The organism is Pseudomonas sp. EA_105y_Pfl2_R69 (genome assembly GCF_963970915.1).
Taxonomy (GTDB): domain Bacteria; phylum Pseudomonadota; class Gammaproteobacteria; order Pseudomonadales; family Pseudomonadaceae; genus Aquipseudomonas.
Window position 1 is genome coordinate 305,180 of record NZ_CAXAOO010000004.1, and the last position, 19,508, is coordinate 324,687.

Sequence of the window (19,508 nt, forward strand, 5' to 3'; positions counted from 1 at the left end):
GTTAGCGGGTAATGCCGCGTTGGGAAGCCAGGATCGAGTCGCGGAACACCGCGACTTCAGGAAACTGTTGGGCAGACTCGGCCAGTTCGGCCAATGCCGCTTCGATGGTCAGGCCCTGGCGATACACTGTCTTGTAGGCGCGACGCAGGGCGGCGATCGCCTCGACACTGAAGCCACGACGGCGCATGCCTTCGAAATTCATGCTGCGCGCCTCGGCCGGGTTGCCGGAAACCGTGACATAGGCCGGCACATCCTTGCCAATCGCGGTGCCCATACCGGCGAAGCTGTGCGCGCCGATATGGCAGAACTGATGCACCAGGGTGTAGCCGGACAGGATCGCCCAGTCGCCAATATGCACATGGCCGGCCAACGCGACATTGTTGACCAGGATGCAGTGGTTGCCGATCACGCTGTCATGGCCGACATGGGCATAGGCCATGATCAGATTGTGATCGCCCACGGTGGTCTCGTCGCGATCCTGGATGGTGCCCCGGTGCATGGTCACACCTTCGCGGATGATGTTGTGATCGCCAATCACCAGACGCGTCGGCTCGCCCTTGTACTTGCGGTCAGGGGTATCCTCGCCGAGCGAGGAAAACTGATAGACGCGGTTGTGCTTACCAATTCTGGTCGGCCCTTTGATGATCACATTAGGCCCAAGCACGCTACCCTCACCAATTTCCACATCAGGCCCGATAATCGACCAAGGGCCGACGACGACGTCGTCGGCCAGCTTGGCACTGGGATCGATAATGGCGCGAGGGTCAATCAAACTCATAGTTTGCGTTCCGCACAGATGATTTCAGCCGAACAGACTTCTTTGCCGTCGACACTGGCCTTGCACTCGAACTTCCAGATGCTGCGCTTGCTGCTCAGGTAACGGGCTTCGAGAATCAGCTGATCGCCCGGTACCACCGGCTGGCGGAAGCGTAGCTTGTCCGAGCCGACAAAGTAATACAGGGTGCCATCGGAAGGCTTCACATCCATCATCTTGAAGCCCAGGATACCGGCGGCCTGGGCCATGGCCTCGATGATCAGCACGCCCGGCATGATCGGATGCTCAGGAAAATGCCCGTTGAAAAACGGCTCATTGATGCTGACATTCTTATAGGCACGAATGCACTTGCCCTCTACATCCAGCTCCGCCACCCGATCCACCAGCAGGAAGGGGTAACGATGCGGCAGGTATTCGCGAATTTCGTTGATGTCCATCATTTCCAGAGAAGCCTGTAAGAGAAGAAGAAGAAACCGGCAAACGCCGGCTCAGGCATCAGATGAAGAGTCTGCGCCCGAGGTCACGGCGGCCAGCTGCTTTTCCATTTGCTGCAGGCGACGCGCCATGTCATCCAGCTGCCTGATGCGCGCAGCGCTCTTGCGCCATTCGGCGGCCGGCTGCATGGCCGTACCGGAAGAATAGGAGCCCGGCTCGGTGATCGAACGGGTCACCATGGTCATGCCGGTGACAAACACGTTGTCGCACACCTCGATATGCCCAACCATGCCCACACCACCAGCAATCATGCAGTTCTTGCCGATCTTGGTGCTGCCGGAAATACCCGCGCAACCGGCCATGGCAGTGTTGTCGCCGATCTGCACGTTGTGCGCGATCATGATCTGGTTATCCAGCTTGACTCCGTTGCCGATCAGGGTGTCGGCCAAAGCGCCGCGGTCGATGGTGGTGTTGGCCCCGATTTCGACATCGTCGCCAATGCTCACGCCACCGATCTGGGCAATCTTCTGCCAGACGCCTTTCTCGTTGGCGAAGCCGAAGCCTTCGCCACCGATGACCGCACCCGACTGGATGACCACCCGCTTGCCGATCTGCACGTCGTGATACAGGGTGACCCGCGGAGCCAGCCAACCGCCCTCACCGATCGACGAGCGCGCGCCGACCACACAATGGGGGCCAACCGTCACGCCCGCTGCGATCTGCGCGCCACTCTCGACCACCGCATAGGCACCAATACTGGCGCTGCCATCGACCCGTGCGTCAGCTGCAACCACGGCTGTCGGATGCACCCCCGGCAAGGCCCGGGGCTTGCGATCGAACAGGTGGGAAAGCTGGGCATAGGCCAGATAGGGATTGGCCACGACCAGGGCATTGCCGGCATAGCCTGCGGCATCGGCGGCGGTCAGCAGCACCCCACCGGCCCGACAGTCGTTGAGAAACTTACGGTACTGCGGATTGGCCAGAAAGCTCAGCTGATCGGGACCGGCTTCCTGCAAGGTGGCCAGGCCCGCGATCAGGGTATCGGCCGCGCCACTGACGCTGGCACCCAGCCGCTCGGCCAACTGGCCGAGGGTATACACGGTAGCACTCATGATCAGCGCAGCTGATTCATGCGCTCGATGACTTGGCGGGTGATGTCGAACTGAGGTTTGACATCGATCACCGCGCCGCGCTCGAGCACTAGGTCGAAGCTACCTTTTTTGATCACTTCTTCCACCGCCTTGTCCAGGTTCGGCTTGAGCTTCTTGAGCATCTCGCGGTCGGCAACGGCCTTGGCTTCGTTCAGCTCCTTGGACTGGAACTGGAAGTCACGGGCTTTCTGCTTGAATTCGAGTTCCAGACGCTCGCGCTCGGCGGTCTGCATCTTGTCGCCGTCCTTGACCAGGCGATCCTGAATGCGCTTGGCATCGCTTTCCAGGGTCTTGAGCTTGTTCAACTGCGGGCCGAACTTCTTCTCGGCATCCACGGCATAACGCTTGGCCGCGTCGGATTCGAGCAGCGCCATCTGATAATTCAGTACCGCCACTTTCATCTGGGCAAAGGCCGGAGTTGCCAGCAGGGCAACGCTTAACAGAACCAGTTGAGTCAACTTACGCACGATGCAACTCCTGCAAAAACTGTGGGTGTTCGATGATCAGACCTAGAAGGTCTGACCGAGAGAAAACTGGAAAACCTGGGTATCGGCATCGTCCGGCTTGACGATCGGCATGGCCAAGCTGAAGCTCAGGGGGCCCAGGGCGGTAATCCAGGTCAGGCCAACGCCCACGGAACTGGCCAGCTCGCCTGGATCGATATCGTTGCAGCTGGTCTGGGTGCTGCCGCAGCTGGTGTCGAACACATTACCCACGTCCCAGAACAGGGCGGTACGCAGGGAGCGCTGGTCCTTGACGAAGGGCATGGGGAACAGCAACTCGACGCCACCCTGCACCAGTACGTTACCACCGAACGGCAACGGATCATCATCGGGGTCATTCTCGGTGCCCTCATTGCCCGTCACAGCCTCACCACGGCTCGGCGTACTGCGCGGGCCCAGGCTGTTGTCCTTGAAGCCACGCACCGAGCCGAAACCGCCGGCATAGTAGTTCTCGTAGAACGGCAGCTCACTGGTGGAGCCATAGCTTTCGCCGTAGCCCAGCTGAGTGTGCAGGCGCAGGGTATAGGTATCAGTCAACGGCTTGAAGATCTGCCCGCGGTAATCGACCTTGAAGAACGACAGGTCGCTGCCCGGCACAGTGGTTTCAAACACCAGGCTCTGCGAGTGGCCACGATTGGCCAGCACGCCGCGGTTGAGGGTCGACTCGGACCAGCCGATCGACGCCTTGAGGTTCAGGTAGCTGTCGCCCTCTTCTTCCATAAAGTCGAAGATCTCGTCGACGGTGTACACCCCGGTGCTGATGCTGTCGCTCTGAATGGTCAGGCCATAGGTCAGGCGCGAGGTATCGCTGATCGGGTAACCGATGCTGACGCCGGCACCGTAGCTGTCCACCGCATAACTGGACACATCGGTGTTCAGCTCGTCGTAGTCGGTCTCACGGAAGAAGGCGTTGTAACCCAGGCTGACACCGTCCGGCGTCCAGTAGGGATTGACGAAGCCAAAGTTGTAGCTGCTCTGGTATTCGCTGCGGTTCAAGCCAAGGCTGACCCGGTTACCGGTACCCAGGAAGTTGCTCTGGCTGATCGAGCCGCCGAGGATCAAGCCGGCGTTCTGGGCGAAACCGACGCTGGCGGTGATGGAACCGGAGGCCTGCTCCTCGACGCTGTAGTTGACGTCGATCTGGTCATCGGTACCCGGCACCTGCGGGGTTTCGACGTTGACTTCCTTGAAGTAGCCGAGGCGCTCCAGGCGCACCTTGGACTGATCGATCAGGTAGGTCGAAGCCCAGCCGCCTTCCATCTGGCGCATTTCACGACGCAGCACCGAGTCTTCCGACTTGGTGTTGCCGCGGAAGTTGATGCGGTTGACGTAGGCGCGCTTGCCCGGGTCGACCACAAAGGTAATGGACACGGTGCCGTCGTCGTTGGCCACCGGCACGCCGTTGACGTTGGCGAAGGTATAGCCTTCGTTACCCAGACGGCGGGTGATCAGCTCGGAAGTGGTGGTCATGACCTTGCGCGAGAACACCTGGCCTTCCTTGACCAGCAGCAAGGCACGCACGTCGTCTTCGAGATTCTTCAGATCGCCGCTAAGGGTGACGTCACGCACGCTGTATTTTTCGCCTTCGTCGACGTTGACGGTGACGTAGACATGTTTCTTGTCCGGGGTGATGGACACCTGGGTCGAGCTGATATCCATATTGATATAGCCGCGATCGAGGTAATAGGAGCGCAGGCGCTCCAGGTCGCCGGAAAGCTTTTCCCGGGCGTACTTGTCGTCGTTACGGAAGAAGGACAGCCAGTTGGTGGTCTTCAGCTCGAACAGGTCGATCAGGTCCTCGTCGGAGAAGACCGTGTTACCCACCACGTTGATGTGCTGGATGGCCGCGACCGAGCCTTCGTTGATATTGATTTTCAGCGCCACGCGGTTACGCGGCTGCGGAATCACTTCGGCTTCGATCTCGGCGGAGTAGCGGCCCTGGGCCACATACTGACGCTGCAGCTCGTTACGCACGCCTTCCAGGGTGGCCCGCTGGAAGATCTCGCCCTCGGCCAAACCCGACTGATTCAGACCCTTGAGCAGGTCTTCGCTGCTGATCGCCTTGTTGCCATCGATTTCGATACTGGAAATCGAAGGGCGCTCGACCACGCTGATAACCAGCACATCGCCGTCGCGACCCAATTGGATATCCTGAAAGAAACCGGTCTTGAACAGTTCCCGGGTGGCGTCCACCAGGGAACGATCGTCCGCTTCTGCGCCGACATTCAGCGGCAAGGCCCCGAATACGCTGCCCGCGGAAACCCGCTGCAGGCCGGTGACGCGAATATCGGAAATGGTGAAGGACTCGGCGTGAACTTCGGTGATCATCAGTGCGGCAAGCACCGCAGGTAGCAGCAGACGTTTCATGAAGTCCTTTCTTATTCCAACTGACAATAAAAAATCTGCCGCTAAGTGCGACAGATTTGTAATTCAGTAGCGGTTACAGCCGGCTCAGATCGTTTACCAGGGCCAGCAACATCACCCCGATGATCAAACTGATACCAATCTGCATCCCCCAACCCTGTATCCGTTCGGACAGCGGACGACCACGCACCCACTCGACCAGATAAAAAAGCAGATGCCCCCCATCCAGAACCGGGATGGGCAACAGATTGAGAACCCCCAGACTTATGCTCAGGTAGGCCAGGAAGGTAAGAAAGTCCCCAACCCCCGACTCAGCAGAAGCGCCCGCCACTTTAGCAATGGTTATCGGCCCGCTCAAGTTTTTTACCGAGAGCTCGCCAAACAGCATTTTCTTCAATGAATCAAGGGTCAGAACGCTCATGCTCCAGGTGCGTTTGGCCCCTTCGAACACCGCATCTACAGGGCCATAGCTTACCTGACGGAGCATCTCGGGAGGCCACTCGATGCCCTGCACCCCAGCTCCCAGATAACCGGTACGGGCCTCACCCTCACCCCGCGCCGCCAGCGCCAGGGTCTTCTCCAGACGCTGCCCCTCGCGCTCGACCAGCACGGCCACGGTTTTGCCCGGCAGGCCGCGCACCCGATCGACCAACTGCTGCCAATCCTGCAGAGCCTGACCGTTCAGCTCCAGCAGGCGGTCGCCTACCTGCAGGCCGGCGGCCGCAGCGGGGCCTTCAGGGTCGAGCTGTGCCAGCACCGGCTCAAGCGCCGGACGCCATGGACGGATACCCAGGGCGGCAATCGGATCGGGCTCATCGACGCCGCGCAACCAGTTATCCAGGGCGATCTGCCGCGGACTGTCGGCAGTCGAGCCCGGCTCGCGCACCGCCAGACTCAGGCTGCCGCTCTCGCCAAGACGACGTACCAACTGGAGATTGACCGCCGACCAGCCCAGGGTCGGCTGCCCGTTGACTGCGACTATTTCCTGGCCGGCCTGCAAACCGGCCACCTCGGCCAGGCTGCCAACCTCGACTGCACCGATCACCGGGCGCACCTGCTGGCTGCCGAGCATCGCTACCAGCCAGAAGAACACCAAGGCCAGAAGGAAATTGGCCGCCGGCCCCGCCGCGACGATGGCGATACGCTGGCGCACCGGTTTGCGATTGAACGACTGCTCCAGCTGCTCGGGCAGCACATCGCCCTCGCGCTCGTCGAGCATTTTCACGTAGCCGCCCAGCGGGATGGCGGCGATCACGAACTCGGTGCCCCGGCGATCATGCCAGCGCAGTAAAGGCGTGCCGAAACCCACGGAAAAGCGCAGGACCTTGACCCCGCAGCGACGGGCGACCCAGAAATGGCCGAACTCATGGAACGTCACCAGCACCCCCAGCGCAACCAGGGTACCGACAATCATATAAAGCGCACTCATCAAACTTCTCCGCGGCCACTGCCGCCCACGCATTGTTGCGCCAGGCTGCGCGCCCGCTTATCTGCGGCCAACACCGTATCCAGGTTTTCGACCGCCCGGACGGCTTCGGCGTTCAGTACGCTTTCGATGATACGCGCGATTTCCGGGAAGCGGATGCGCCGCTCGAGAAAGGCCGCCACCGCCACTTCGTTGGCCGCATTGAGCATGGCTGGCGCGGTCCCGCCCGCCTCTGCCGCCTGTCGCGCCAGGCGCAGACAGGGAAAACGCTGCTCGTCGGGGGCCTGGAAATCCAGGCGCGCGACGGCAAACAGATCCAGCGGCGCGACCCCCGAGTCGATGCGCTCCGGCCAGGCCAGGGCATGACTGATGGGGGTGCGCATATCCGGGTTGCCCAGCTGCGCCAGCACCGAGCCGTCGACATAATCGACCAGCGAATGGATCACGCTCTGCGGGTGCACCACCACCTCGATCTGCGCGGGCCTGGCATCGAACAGCCAGCAGGCCTCGATCAGCTCCAGGCCCTTGTTCATCATGCTCGCCGAGTCCACCGAGATCTTGCGCCCCATCGACCAGTTGGGATGGGCGCAGGCCTGCTCGGGCGTCACGTCCTGCAACTGCTCCAGCGGCATCTCGCGGAAAGGACCGCCGGACGCGGTCAGCAGCACCCGTCTGACGCCGACCTGCTGCAGGCCGCGGGCATAGTCGCCGGGCAGGCACTGGAAGATCGCATTGTGCTCACTGTCGATGGGCAGCAACACGGCACCGCTGCGCTTGACCGCCTGCATAAACAGCGCGCCGGACATCACCAGGGCTTCTTTATTGGCCAGCAGGACCTTCTTGCCCGCCTCCACCGCCGCCAGCGTCGGCGGCAGACCGGCCGCACCGACAATCGCCGCCATCACCGTATCCACTTCGGGGTGGGCGGCAACCCGGCACAGCCCCTCGGGGCCGTGCAGCACTTCAGTGGCCAGACCCGCGGCCCGCAGGTCACTCTGCAGCCGCCGCGCGGCATCGGCCTCGGGCACCACGGCAAAGCGCGGACGGTAGAGCAGGCACAGGGCCTCAAGCTCGGCCAGACGGCTAAAGCCGGAAAGGGCGAAGACCTGGTAACGCGCCGGGTGACGAGCGATCACATCCAGGGTACTCAGACCGATAGAACCGGTTGCCCCGAGCACGGTGACCTGCTGCAGAAGACTCACAGGCTGCCCCAGCCAGCCAGCCAGAGCAGCGCGGCAAACAGCGGAATTGCCGCGGTCAGGCTGTCGATGCGGTCGAGCACGCCGCCATGGCCAGGCAACAGGTTGCTGCTGTCCTTCACCCCGACCTGACGCTTGAACATGCTTTCGGTCAGGTCACCGACCACCGAGACCAGCACCACCACGGCGGTGCCGACCAGGGCCAGGAGCAGGTCGAAGCCCGACCAGCCGCGATAGAGGCCCACCAGCAGGCAAATCAGCAGAGTGGCCAGCAAGCCGCCAAACACCCCCTCCCAGCTCTTGCCGGGACTGACCCGCGGGGCCAGCTTGCGCTTGCCGAAACGTCTGCCGGAGAAATAGGCACCGATATCCGCGCCCCACACCAGCACCATCACCGCCAGAATCAGCCAATTCGCCTCAGGCCACTGTTTGAACAGCACCAGGCCCTGCCAGGCCGGCAACAGAATCAGCAAGCCGATAGACAAGCGAATCGCCGGGCCTTCCCAATACCGACTACTGCCCGGATAACCGAGCACCAGCAAGGTAGCCAGCCCCCACCAGGCGACCCCCACCAGCAATACCCAGGGAGCCAAGACCGGCAACAGATACAGCCCGAGCAGCAGCAGCGCCACGCCGGCGGCATAGGCTACTCGAGCCGATTGCGCGGCAAAGCCGGCCAGGCGCGCCCATTCCCACCCCCCCAGGCTGACCACCGCCCCGATAAACAGGGCGAACCAGCCACCATCGAGCAGGAAAAAGCCACCCAAGGCGAAAGGCAACAGTACCAGCGCCGTGATAATTCGTTGCTTGAGCATTAACTACGCGCCTCGGCAGCCAGCTGCTCGCTGGTCTTACCAAAGCGACGCTGACGGCTAGCAAAATTGGCCAGGGCTTTACGCATGGCTTCGTGTTTGAAATCCGGCCAGAACAGGTCGGAGAAATACAGCTCGGTGTAAGCCAGCTGCCAGAGCAGGAAGTTGCTGATGCGATGCTCACCACCAGTGCGGATGCACAGGTCCGGCAACGGCAAATCGCCGGTTACCAGGCAGCTCTGCAACAGCTCAGGGGTGATATCTTCGGGCCGCAGGTGGCCGCCCTGCACTTCCCGCGCCAGCCGCTGGGCGGCCTGGGCGATGTCCCATTGACCGCCATAATTGGCCGCCACCTGCAGGACGAAGCGCTTGTCGCCAGCGGTCTGCGCCTCGGCCTCACGCATGGCCGCCTGCAACTCGGGATGAAAGCGCGAGCGGTCGCCGATAATGCGCAGGCTAATGTCATTGTCATTGAGGCGCCTGGCCTCGCGGCGCAGCGCAGCGAGAAACAGCTCCATCAACGCACTGACTTCCTCGGCCGGGCGCTGCCAGTTCTCGCTGGAAAAGGCGAACAGGGTCAACACCTCGACCCCGGCCTCGGCACACACCTCGATCACCGCACGCACCGCATCGACACCGGCCTTATGCCCGGCGACACCGGGCAGCAGACGCTTCTTGGCCCAGCGATTATTGCCGTCCATGATGATCGCCACATGCCGCGGCACAGCGACCCGGTTACCGTCTTTGGTCTTGTCCATGACGATACCCTGGCCGTTAAACGGCCATCAGATCCGCTTCTTTCTGCTTCACAGCCACTTCGATCTCGGCCACGAACTTGTCGGTCAGCTTCTGGATATCGTCGGCGGCGCGACGCTCTTCGTCTTCGCTGATTTCCTTCTCCTTGACCAGGTCTTTCAACTGGCTCAGGGCATCGCGACGGATATTGCGCACGGCGACACGACCATCTTCGGCGGCATCGCGGGCCTGCTTGGTGAAGCCCTTGCGGGTTTCCTCGGTCAGGGCCGGCATGGAGATCAGCAGCAACTCACCCAGGTTGGTCGGGTTGAAGCCCAGCCCGGAGCTCTGGATCGCCTTGTCGACGGCGGCCAGCATATTGCGCTCGAAGGCCACAACCTGCAGGGTGCGCGAATCCTTGACGGTGACGTTGGCGACCTGATTCAGCGGGGTGTCCGAGCCGTAATAAGGCACCATCACACCACCGAGAATGCTCGGGTGAGCCTGGCCGGTACGGATACGGCTGAATGCGTTAATCAGCGATTCCAGGCTTTTTTGCATGCGCGCTTGGGCGTCTTGCTTGATCGCGTTGATCATTCTTTGTCTTCCTCAATCAGAGTGCCTTCGGCACCACCCACTACAACATTCAGCAGGGCACCGGGCTTGTTCATATTGAAAACCCGCAGTGGCATATTATGGTCGCGGCACAGGCAGATTGCCGTCAGGTCCATGACACCCAACTTGCGGTCGAGCACTTCATCGTAGGTCAGACGGTCGAACTTCTCGGCATGCGGATCCTTGAACGGATCGGCAGTGTACACACCGTCCACCTTGGTTGCTTTGAGCACCACATCGGCGTCGATCTCGATGGCGCGCAGACAGGCAGCCGAATCGGTGGTGAAGAACGGATTGCCAGTGCCAGCGGCGAAAATCACCACCTCACCGGTTTTCAGATGACGCAGCGCCTTGCGCCGGTCGTAGTGGTCGGTCACCCCGACCATGGAAATCGCCGACATGACGATGGCCGGAATATTCGAACGCTCCAGTGCATCGCGCATGGCCAGGGCGTTCATCACCGTGGCCAGCATGCCCATGTGGTCGCCGGTCACCCGATCCATGCCGGCCGCGGAGAGCGCCGCACCGCGGAACAGGTTGCCACCACCGATCACCAGACCGACCTGAACGCCGATACCGACCAGCTGACCGACCTCCAGCGCCATGCGATCGAGCACCTTGGGGTCGATACCGAAGTCCTCCGACCCCATCAGGGCTTCGCCGCTAAGTTTGAGCAGAATGCGCTTATAGCGCGGTTGACGACCACTCACCTGCTGAGCCATTACCAGTCTCTCCTGCGGCGTTAGAATTCTCTGCGACCCCAAGGGCCGCTATTATCGAGCGCTTCGAAGCGCCCTGAGCGGTTGGCAGCAGAGCCCAATCCACCCGTTACAGCCACCCCCCTGATTTGACAAAGAGGCCGCGCGCGTTAGCGGGCAGCCTCTTCGGGGCGACAGCGGTAGCTGTCTTACTGCTTGCTGGCAGCCAGCTGGGCAGCAACTTCTTCAGCGAAGTTGTCGACCGGCTTCTCGATGCCTTCGCCTACCTGGAAGCGGGTGAAGGAAACGATTTCGGCACCGGCTTTCTTGGCCAGCGCACCGACCTTGATTTCCGGATCCTTGACGAAGGCCTGCTCAACCAGACTGGCTTCAGCGAGGAACTTCTGGATACGACCACCCACCATCTTCTCGACGATTTCGGCCGGCTTGCCCTTGATCTTGTCTTCGTTGAGACTCATGAACACGGCTTTTTCGCGCTCGATGGCGTCAGCGGAAACTTCCGAAGCCAGCAGGAACTCAGGGTTGCTCGCCGCTACGTGCATGGCGATGTCCTTGGCCAGATCGGCGTCGCCGCCTTTCAGGACAACCACAACACCGATCTTGTTGCCGTGCAGGTAGGCATTGACCACATCGCCTTCAACGCGCGCCAGACGACGAATATTGACGTTCTCGCCAACCTTGGCTACCAGAGCTTCACGGGCAGCTTCCTGAGCGGCGATCAGCGGGGCTGCGTCGGTCAGTTGGTCGGCGAAGGCTTTTTCGATGCTGCTGGTCACGAAGTTCTTGAAGTCGTCCTGCAGAGCCAGGAAGTCGGTCTGCGAGTTGACTTCGAGGATAACGGCCGACTTGCCGTCTTCAGCAACCTTGACCGCGATAGCACCTTCGGCAGCCACGTTGCCGGCTTTCTTGGCAGCTTTGATCGCGCCGGAAGCCCGCATGTCGTCGATGGCTTTTTCGATGTCGCCGCCGGCCTTGGTCAAGGCCTTCTTGCAATCCATCATGCCTTCGCCAGTACGCTCACGCAGTTCTTTAACCAACGCTGCAGTAATTTCTGCCATTTCAAAATCCTCTGGATAGGTTGTTAACCATTCCACCCGCCAAAAACGGGCGCTCAATTCGTAACGCATTGCCGACAATGACCAGAAACAATTGCAACTGCACGTCGGCGATGGTTTTCAAGGTGGCAAAAAGGGGGCCAAGCCCCCTTTTTGCGAACTAAGCAAACGCTATAAGCGTTTTACTTAGCCTTCAGCAGCTTCTGCGGCCGGGGCTTGCTCGACGAATTCGTCGGTGCCGCCGTTAGCGTTGGTGCGACCACGGATTACCGAGTCAGCCATGGCACCCATGTACAGCTGGATGGCGCGGATGGCGTCATCGTTACCTGGAATGATGTAGTCAACGCCTTCCGGGCTGCTGTTGGTATCGACGATGCCGATAACTGGGATGCCCAGCTTGTTGGCTTCGGTGATAGCAATGCGCTCGTGGTCAACGTCGATCACGAACAGAGCGTCTGGCAGACCGCCCATGTCCTTGATACCACCCAGGCTGCGATCCAGTTTTTCCAGATCACGAGTGCGCATCAGGGCTTCTTTCTTGGTCAGCTTGGTGAAAGTGCCGTCCTGGGACTGAACTTCCAGATCACGCAGACGCTTGATCGAGGCGCGGATGGTCTTGTAGTTGGTCAGCATGCCGCCCAACCAGCGATGATCGACGTACGGCGAACCGCAACGTGCTGCTTCTTCAGCAACGATCTTGCCAGCGGAACGCTTGGTGCCGACGAACAGAATCTTGTTTTTGCCCGAGGCCAGCTTTTCAACGAAGGACAGCGCGTCGTTGAACATCGGCAGGGTTTTTTCAAGGTTGATGATGTGGATCTTGTTGCGCGCGCCGAAAATGTACTTGCCCATTTTCGGGTTCCAGTAACGGGTCTGGTGGCCGAAGTGCACACCGGCCTTCAGCATATCGCGCATATTGACTTGGGACATGATAGTTCCTTGATAAGTCGGGTTAGGCCTCCACGTATCCCGATTTCCAACCGTGCGAACTCGCCGCAAGGCACCCAGGAAACCGTGTCGATACGTGTGTGGGTTTAAGCTTTCGGGCACACAGCCCGTAAAGCGGCGCGTTTTATACCATAAAGGGCCGCAGCAAGCTACAGGCTTCATACACCGAGTCGCCAAGCACTCTGCTTGCGGCTTATGGCTTGCGCCTTGAAGCTGCTAAGATAACGCCCTTTCTGTTCGCGTTCGAGAGCCGCATATGACCGTCACCATCAAAACGCCCGCCGAAATCGAGAAAATGCGCGTAGCCGGTCGCCTGGCTGCCGAAGTTCTGGAAATGATCGGCGAGCACGTCAAACCCGGCGTCACCACCGAAGAACTCGATCGCATCTGCCACGACTATATCGTCAACGTGCAGCAGGCCATTCCCGCACCGCTCAACTATAAAGGCTTCCCCAAGTCGATCTGCACCTCGGTCAACCACGTGGTCTGCCACGGCATCCCCAACGAGAAGCCGCTGAAGGAAGGCGACGTGCTCAATATCGACGTGACCGTGATCAAGGACGGCTATCACGGCGACACCAGCAAGATGTTTATGGTCGGCAAGGTGCCGGAGTGGGCTGAGCGCCTGGCCAAGATCACCCAGGAGTGCATGTACAAGGGCATCGAACTGGTCAAGCCTGGTACCCGCCTGGGCGATATCGGCGAGGTGATCCAGAAGCACGCCGAGAAAAACGGTTTCTCCGTGGTGCGCGAATACTGCGGCCATGGCATTGGCGCGGTATTCCATGAAGAGCCTCAGGTGCTGCATTACGGCCGCGCCGGCACCGGTATGGAACTGCAGGAAGGCATGTGCTTCACCATCGAGCCGATGATCAATCAGGGCCGCGCGGAAACCCGCACCCTGGGTGACGGCTGGACCGCCATCACCAAGGACCGCAAGCTCTCCGCCCAGTGGGAGCACACCATCCTGGTGACCGCCGACGGTTACGAGATCTTTACCCTGCGCAGCGATGACAGCATCCCGCGCACCTCGGCCTGAGAACCTACTCAGAGTCTGCTGCGCGTCGGCCCTGCTGCGTTAAAAACAGACTCGGGTGCGAGCCCAGTCGGAATGCTCATGTACAAAAGTACACTCCGCTTCCTCGCCTGTTTTTGCCTTGCATGGCTCTAGCTCGCGCGACTTTGAACAGGTTCTGGACCAGATATAAGGAAGGCTGTTGCATGCCGCAGGTAGATCCCGAACTGTTCGACCGTGGCCAGTTCCAGGCGGAGCTGGCGCTCAAGTCCAGCCCCATCGCCGCGTTCAAGAAGGCCATTCGCCGCGCCCACGACGCCCTCGATGCGCGCTTCAAGGCCGGCCGCGACGTGCGCCGCCTGGTCGAGGATCGCGCCTGGTTCGTCGACCAGATCCTGCGCGAAGCCTGGGATCGCCTGTCCTGGAGCGCGGATGCCGATATTGCCCTGCTGGCAGTGGGCGGCTACGGCCGCGGCGAACTGCACCCCTATTCGGATATCGACCTGCTGATCCTGCTGGACAGCAATGATCACGAAACCTTCCGCGAGCCGATCGAACGTTTCCTCACCCTGCTCTGGGACATCGGCCTGGAAGTGGGGCAAAGCGTGCGCTCGGTGGATGAATGCGCCGAGGAGGCCCGCGCCGACCTGACGGTGGTCACCAACCTGATGGAAAGCCGCACCATCGCCGGCCCCGAGCACCTGCGCCAACGCATGCAGGCGGTCACCAGCACCGAACAGATGTGGCCGAGCAAGCACTTCTACCTGGCCAAGCACGAAGAACAGCGCGCCCGCCACGGCAAATACAACGACACCGAATACAACCTGGAGCCCAACGTCAAAGGCTCGCCGGGCGGCCTGCGCGACATCCAGACCATCCTCTGGATCGCCCGCCGCCACTCCGGCACCCTCAACCTGCACGCCATGGTCAGCCAGAGCTTCCTGCTGGAAAGCGAATACGCCCTGCTCGCCGCCAGCCAGGAGTTCCTCTGGAAGGTACGCTACGCCCTGCACATGCTCGCCGGCCGCGCCGAAGACCGCCTGCTGTTCGACCATCAGAGCCGGGTCGCGGCCCTGCTCGGCTTCGAGGATAACGACCCCAAGCGCGGCATCGAACGCTTTATGCAGAAGTACTACCGCGTGGTCATGGCTATCGCCGAGCTGAGCGACCTGATCAACCAGCACTTCGAGGAGCAGATCCTGCGCGCCGGCGAAGTCGGCCCGGCCAGCCAGCTCAACAGTCGCTTCCAGCTGCGTGACGGCTATATCGAAGTCACCCACCCGAACGTATTCAAGCGCACCCCGTTCGCCATCATGGAAGTCTTCGTGCTGATGGCCCAGCACCCCGAGATCAAGGGCGTGTGCGCCGACAGCATTCGTCTGCTGCGCGAGCACCGACACCTGATCGACGACGATTTCCGCCGCGATATCCGCAACACCAGCCTGTTTATCGAGCTGTTCAAGAGCCCCCAGGGCATCCACCGCAACCTGCGGCGGATGAACCGCTACGGCATCCTCGGCCGCTACCTGCCGGAATTCGGCCATATCGTCGGGCAGATGCAGCATGACCTGTTCCACATCTATACGGTCGACGCCCACACCCTCAACCTGATCAAGCACCTGCGCAAGTTCAAGTGGCCCGAGCTGGCGGAGAAATTCCCCCTGGCCAGCGAGCTGATGGAGACCCTGCCCAAACCCGAGCTGATCTACCTGGCCGGGCTCTACCACGATATCGGCAAGGGCCGCGGTGGCGATCACTCGGAACTCGGCGCGGTGGATGCCGAAGTCTTCTGCGCCCGCCATCAGCTGCCCAACTGGGACTCCAAACTGATCGTCTGGCTGGTTCAGCACCACCTGGTGATGTCCACCACGGCGCAGCGCAAGGACCTCTCCGACCCCCAGGTGATCTTCGATTTCGCCCGCCTGGTTGGCGACCAGACCCGCCTGGACTACCTCTACGTGCTGACCGTGGCCGATATCAACGCCACCAACCCCAGCCTGTGGAACTCCTGGCGCGCCAGTCTGATGCGCCAGCTGTATACCGAGACCAAGCGTGCCCTGCGCCGCGGCCTGGAGAACCCGCTGGACCGTGAAGAGCAGATCCGCCTGACCCAGAGCAGCGCCCTGGACATCCTGGTGCGCGGCGGCCTCGACCCGGACGAAGCCGAGCAACTCTGGTCGCAACTGGGCGACGACTACTTCCTGCGCCACAGCGCAGAGGATGTGGCCTGGCACAGCGACGCCATCCTCCAGCACCCGGAGGACGGCGAGCCACTGGTGCTGATCAAGGAAACCACCCAGCGCGAGTTCGAGGGCGGCACGCAGATCTTTATCTACGCCCCGGACCAGCACGATTTCTTCGCCGTGACGGTGGCGGCCATGGCCCAACTCAACCTGAACATCCACGACGCGCGGATTCTCACCTCCACCAGCCAGTTCACCCTCGACACCTATATCGTGCTCGAAGCGGACGGCAGCTCGATCGGCAACAACCCGGCGCGGATCAAGCAGATCCGCCAGGGCCTGATCGACGCCCTGAAGAACCCCGACGACTACCCGACCATCATCCAGCGCCGGGTCGCCCGTCAGCTCAAGCACTTTGCCTTTGCCCCCCAGGTGACCATCCACAACGACGCCCAGCGCCCGGTGACCATCCTCGAGCTGACCGCCCCGGACCGCCCCGGCTTGCTGGCGCGGATCGGGCGGATCTTCCTCGACTTCGACCTGTCGCTGCAGAACGCCAAGATCGCCACCCTGGGCGAACGGGTCGAAGACGTGTTCTTCGTCACCGATGCCGACAACCAGCCGCTGTCCGACCCGGAGCTCTGCACCCGCCTGCAGGAAGCCATAGTGCTGCAGCTGTCGGATGACCCCGGCAAGAAAACCGAAAGCCAGCCCATTACCTTCTGATCACCGCAGCTTGACGCGACAAGCGGCGGGCCGGCCATCACCGGCAGCCGCGCGCAGTACAGGAACCCAACATGAATAACGCCCTGCAGCAGTTACAGCCCTACCCCTTCGAGAAGCTTCGCGCCCTGCTCGGCAGCGTCCAGGCGGCGGACAAGTCGCCCATCGCCCTGTCGATCGGCGAACCCAAGCACCGTTCGCCGGCCTTCGTCGCCGAAGCCCTGGCCGCCAACCTCGATCAGCTGGCGGTGTACCCAACCACCCTGGGTATTGCGGCGCTGCGCGAAGCCATCGCCAACTGGTGCGGCCGCCGCTTCGGCCTGCCGGCCGGGGCGCTCGACCCGGCGCGCCATGTGCTGCCGGTCAACGGCACCCGCGAGGCGCTGTTCGCCTTTACCCAGGCGGTGGTGCAACGTGACGTCGACGGCCTGGTGGTCAGTCCCAACCCCTTCTATCAGATCTACGAAGGCGCAGCGCTGCTCGCCGGCGCACAGCCGCATTACTTGCCTTGCCTGGAACAACATGGCTTCAACCCGGATTTCGACGCGGTCGGCGACGACGTCTGGCAGCGCTGTCAGATCCTCTTTCTCTGCTCGCCGGGCAACCCCACCGGCGCGCTGATCCCGCTGCCGACGCTGAAGAAGCTGATCGCCCTGGCCGACAAGTTCGACTTCGTGATCGCCGCCGACGAGTGCTACAGCGAGCTGTATTTCGATGAGGCCAACCCGCCCGCCGGCCTGCTGAGCGCCTGCGCCGAACTGGGCCGCAATGATTTCAAACGCTGCGTGGTGTTCCACAGCCTGTCCAAGCGCTCCAACCTGCCGGGCCTGCGCTCGGGCTTTGTCGCCGGCGACGCCGACATTCTGAAATCTTTCCTGCTGTACCGTACCTACCACGGCTGCGCCATGCCGGTACAAACCCAACTGGCCAGCCTCAAAGCCTGGAACGATGAGGCCCACGTCAAAGCCAACCGCGACCTGTACCGCGAGAAGTTCGACGCGGTGCTGGCGATTCTCGACGGCGTGCTCGATGTACAGCGCCCCGATGGCGGCTTCTATCTGTGGGCCAGAACGCCGATAGACGATGAAACATTTACCCGCGAGCTGTTTGCCCGCGAGCATGTCACCGTGGTGCCCGGCTCCTACCTGTCGCGCAGCGTGAATGGCGAGAACCCCGGTGCCGGCCGCGTGCGCATGGCCCTGGTCGCGCCGCTGGCCGAATGCGTGGCCGCAGCCGAACGTATCCGCAACTTTGTGAAGGGCCTCTGAGCATGAGCAAAACCCTGTTTGGAATAAAAGCCTGCGACACCATGAAAAAAGCCCGCACCTGGCTCGACGAGCACGGGGTAAGCTACGCCTTTCATGATTACAAGACCGCTGGTATCGACCGTGAGAACCTGGAGAAGTGGTGCAACGAACATGGCTGGGAGATCATTCTCAACCGTGCCGGCACCACCTTCCGCAAACTGGACGAGGCGCAAAAAGCCGACCTCGACCAGAACAAGGCGATCGAGCTGATGCTCGCCCAGCCATCGATGATCAAGCGCCCGGTGCTGGATCTCGGCAACAAGACCCTGGTTGGCTTCAAGGCCGACCGTTATGCCGCCGAACTGGTTTGAACCAGCCGGCCCACACGAATTTGCGGTAAGGAAAACAGCATGAACACAACCCTCTTCAGCCTGGCCTTTGGCGTTGGCACCCAGAACCGCCAGAGCAACTGGTTGGAAGTCTTCTACGCCCAGCCACTGCTCAACCCCTCCAGTGAGCTGGTCGCCAAAGTAATCGAAAAAATCGACTACCAGGGTGGCAACCACGCCATCATGATCAGCAATAACCAGGCCGGCGAGCTGGCAGAAGCGCTGAAACAGGTTGATCCCGCGCAGTCTGCTTTGCTCACGCGCCTGGCCGAAAGCCAGAAGCCTCTGGTGGTCACCCTGCTCGCCGAAGACAGCGCGTTGACCAGCACCCCTGAGGCCTACCTCAAGCTGCACCTGCTGTCGCATCGCCTGGTCAAGCCGCATGGCTTGAACCTCACCGGGATCTTCCCGCTGCTGCCTAACGTGGCCTGGACCAGCCAGGGCGCGGTCGACCTCGCCGAGCTGGCCGAACGTCAGCTGGAAGCGCGCCTGAAAGGCGAGTTGCTGGAAGTGTTCTCGGTGGACAAGTTCCCGAAAATGACCGACTACGTGGTGCCAGGCGGCGTGCGTATCGCCGACAGCGCGCGTATCCGCCTGGGTGCTTATGTGGGTGAAGGCACCACGGTGATGCACGAAGGTTTCGTCAATTTCAACGCTGGCACCGCCGGCCCGGGCATGATCGAAGGCCGCGTTTCCGCTGGGGTGTTCGTCGGCAAGGGCTCGGACCTGGGCGGCGGCTGCTCGACCATGGGCACCCTGTCCGGCGGCGGCAATATCGTGATTTCCGTTGGTGAAGGCTGCCTGATCGGGGCCAACGCCGGTATCGGCATCCCCCTGGGCGACCGCAACACCGTGGAATCCGGCCTGTATATCACCGCTGGGACCAAGGTGGCGCTGCTGGATGCCGACAACCAGCTGGTCAAGGTGCTCAAGGCCCGCGAACTGGCCGGCCAGCCCGACCTGCTGTTCCGCCGCAATTCGCAAACCGGCGCGGTGGAGTGCAAGACCCACAAGTCGGCGATCGAGCTGAACGAAGCCCTGCACGCCCATAACTGATCCCAGAGAAGCCTGACCGTAGGGTGCGCCGTGCGCACCGAGCGTTTCACGTTCTCTGGTGTGCATATCGCAGCCTACGTGCTCTTGTAGGATGGGTTGAGCATCGCGATACCCATCACGCTCATTATGGGTATCGCTGCGCTCAACCCATCCTACGG

The 19,508-nt window shown here is 61.5% G+C and carries 18 protein-coding genes; 5 read left to right on the forward strand and 13 right to left on the reverse strand.

From position 1 onward, the window contains the following. Position 1 precedes the first annotated feature (1 nt). The 13 genes from lpxA to rpsB all read right to left on the reverse strand — a co-directional run bounded on the left by lpxA (position 2) and on the right by rpsB (position 12,719). Positions 2 to 778, reverse strand: a complete 777-nt coding sequence (gene lpxA, locus AACY13_RS13530; protein ID WP_339462098.1) for an acyl-ACP--UDP-N-acetylglucosamine O-acyltransferase — start codon at positions 776 to 778, stop codon at positions 2 to 4. Next, on the reverse strand, positions 775 to 1,215 hold the full coding sequence (gene fabZ / locus AACY13_RS13535; RefSeq protein ID WP_339462099.1) for a 3-hydroxyacyl-ACP dehydratase FabZ: 441 nt from the start codon (positions 1,213 to 1,215) through the stop codon (positions 775 to 777). The genes lpxA and fabZ overlap by 4 nt, the downstream gene beginning before the upstream one ends. A 48-nt stretch (positions 1,216 to 1,263) precedes the next feature. Continuing rightward, positions 1,264 to 2,325, reverse strand: coding sequence for a UDP-3-O-(3-hydroxymyristoyl)glucosamine N-acyltransferase (lpxD, locus tag AACY13_RS13540; protein ID WP_339462350.1), 1,062 nt, complete (start codon positions 2,323 to 2,325; stop codon positions 1,264 to 1,266). Then, positions 2,325 to 2,828: an OmpH family outer membrane protein gene (locus AACY13_RS13545; protein WP_339462100.1), complete on the reverse strand. Its 504-nt coding sequence runs from the start codon at positions 2,826 to 2,828 to the stop codon at positions 2,325 to 2,327. The genes lpxD and AACY13_RS13545 overlap by 1 nt, the downstream gene beginning before the upstream one ends. Positions 2,829 to 2,870: 42 nt before the next feature. Continuing rightward, positions 2,871 to 5,231 carry an outer membrane protein assembly factor BamA gene (bamA, locus tag AACY13_RS13550; protein WP_339462101.1) on the reverse strand — a complete coding sequence of 787 codons (2,361 nt, stop codon included), beginning with the start codon at positions 5,229 to 5,231 and terminating at the stop codon, positions 2,871 to 2,873. A gap of 73 nt (positions 5,232 to 5,304) precedes the next feature. Continuing rightward, positions 5,305 to 6,657, reverse strand: a complete 1,353-nt coding sequence (gene rseP, locus AACY13_RS13555; RefSeq protein WP_339462102.1) for a sigma E protease regulator RseP — start codon at positions 6,655 to 6,657, stop codon at positions 5,305 to 5,307. Continuing rightward, positions 6,657 to 7,856, reverse strand: a complete 1,200-nt coding sequence (gene ispC, locus AACY13_RS13560) for a 1-deoxy-D-xylulose-5-phosphate reductoisomerase (protein WP_339462103.1) — start codon at positions 7,854 to 7,856, stop codon at positions 6,657 to 6,659. The genes rseP and ispC overlap by 1 nt, the downstream gene beginning before the upstream one ends. Continuing rightward, positions 7,853 to 8,668, reverse strand: coding sequence for a phosphatidate cytidylyltransferase (locus tag AACY13_RS13565; RefSeq protein ID WP_339462104.1), 816 nt, complete (start codon positions 8,666 to 8,668; stop codon positions 7,853 to 7,855). Before AACY13_RS13565 ends, ispC begins: the two co-directional genes overlap by 4 nt. Then, positions 8,668 to 9,423 (reverse strand): polyprenyl diphosphate synthase, encoded by a 756-nt coding sequence (uppS, locus tag AACY13_RS13570; protein WP_339462105.1) that lies wholly within the window; start codon positions 9,421 to 9,423, stop codon positions 8,668 to 8,670. The genes AACY13_RS13565 and uppS overlap by 1 nt, the downstream gene beginning before the upstream one ends. A 16-nt stretch (positions 9,424 to 9,439) precedes the next feature. Further along, the gene (gene frr / locus AACY13_RS13575; protein WP_339462106.1) at positions 9,440 to 9,997 is read right to left on the reverse strand and encodes a ribosome recycling factor; all 558 of its coding nucleotides are present in this window, start codon (positions 9,995 to 9,997) and stop codon (positions 9,440 to 9,442) included. Next, positions 9,994 to 10,737 (reverse strand): UMP kinase, encoded by a 744-nt coding sequence (gene pyrH / locus AACY13_RS13580; RefSeq protein WP_339462107.1) that lies wholly within the window; start codon positions 10,735 to 10,737, stop codon positions 9,994 to 9,996. Before pyrH ends, frr begins: the two co-directional genes overlap by 4 nt. Positions 10,738 to 10,922: 185 nt before the next feature. Beyond that, the gene (tsf, locus tag AACY13_RS13585; RefSeq protein WP_339462108.1) at positions 10,923 to 11,792 is read right to left on the reverse strand and encodes a translation elongation factor Ts; all 870 of its coding nucleotides are present in this window, start codon (positions 11,790 to 11,792) and stop codon (positions 10,923 to 10,925) included. A gap of 183 nt (positions 11,793 to 11,975) precedes the next feature. Further along, on the reverse strand, positions 11,976 to 12,719 hold the full coding sequence (gene rpsB / locus AACY13_RS13590) for a 30S ribosomal protein S2 (protein ID WP_339462109.1): 744 nt from the start codon (positions 12,717 to 12,719) through the stop codon (positions 11,976 to 11,978). Positions 12,720 to 12,993: 274 nt separating this feature from the next. On the opposite strand from rpsB, the gene map reads away from it, so the two are divergent. The 5 genes from map to dapD all read left to right on the forward strand — a co-directional run bounded on the left by map (position 12,994) and on the right by dapD (position 19,350). Beyond that, positions 12,994 to 13,776, forward strand: coding sequence for a type I methionyl aminopeptidase (gene map / locus AACY13_RS13595; RefSeq protein ID WP_339462110.1), 783 nt, complete (start codon positions 12,994 to 12,996; stop codon positions 13,774 to 13,776). Between the two features lie 182 nt (positions 13,777 to 13,958). Further along, positions 13,959 to 16,661: a [protein-PII] uridylyltransferase gene (locus AACY13_RS13600; protein WP_339462111.1), complete on the forward strand. Its 2,703-nt coding sequence runs from the start codon at positions 13,959 to 13,961 to the stop codon at positions 16,659 to 16,661. A 71-nt stretch (positions 16,662 to 16,732) separates the two neighbouring features. Then, positions 16,733 to 17,926, forward strand: coding sequence for a succinyldiaminopimelate transaminase (dapC, locus tag AACY13_RS13605; RefSeq protein ID WP_339462112.1), 1,194 nt, complete (start codon positions 16,733 to 16,735; stop codon positions 17,924 to 17,926). Positions 17,927 to 17,928: 2 nt separating this feature from the next. Then, entirely contained in the window at positions 17,929 to 18,276 is a 348-nt protein-coding gene (locus AACY13_RS13610) for an ArsC family reductase (protein ID WP_339462113.1), read from the forward strand. A 39-nt stretch (positions 18,277 to 18,315) separates the two neighbouring features. Then, entirely contained in the window at positions 18,316 to 19,350 is a 1,035-nt protein-coding gene (dapD, locus tag AACY13_RS13615; protein WP_339462114.1) for a 2,3,4,5-tetrahydropyridine-2,6-dicarboxylate N-succinyltransferase, read from the forward strand. The last annotated feature ends 158 nt before the right edge of the window (positions 19,351 to 19,508 follow it).